This window comes from Vibrio sp. 03_296 (genome assembly GCF_002265885.1).
The window spans coordinates 1-492 of the sequence record NZ_NPKW01000736.1 but is presented as its reverse complement, the minus strand read 5'-3'; the positions used below and the strand labels follow the sequence as shown (position 1 = coordinate 492).

The 492-nt window shown below is 45.9% G+C and carries 1 pseudogene; it reads left to right on the top strand.

What is annotated here, in order from left to right:
- Window positions 1–407: pseudogene (locus tag CIK04_RS27510) on the top strand (ATP-dependent helicase); the annotation flags it as partial.
- Window positions 408–492 lie beyond the last annotated feature (85 nt).

The following is a 492-nucleotide window of genomic DNA, read 5'->3' as shown; positions in this document are numbered from 1 at the left end:
GCGCATCTGCCACGAATGCGATGCCACTTTAGTGGACCCAGATAAAAAGCTCAAAGAGGCGTTAAATCTCAAAGATGCGTTGGTGTTTGAATGTCTTGAGATGGTGTTGAGTGTGCATAAAAATCCTGAAGGCAAATCGCAGCTAAAAGTCAGCTATCTTGGCGATAATCAAGCCCAGGTGCATGAATTTTGGCCTTTAACCACCGCCAAACAGAAATTGCTGTTTAAGAATCAGTTTGTGCGACCTCACTTGGCGGACAAACATCGTCCTTTCGAAGAGGCCTCGCCAACTAAAGTGGTGGCTCACCAGCATCGATTCCGACCAGCCACAATTTGTCATTGCCCGAAAAGCGGCGTTTTGGAAGATGCGCGATAAAATTTTTGAAGATGAACTGCAAGAGCGCTAGCCAGAGTTCGGAGAGCGGCAAGGTTCACTTTCGATTCATCTTTATTCATTTATACTCGGCTCACACTCTTTACCAAGGTAAGAAC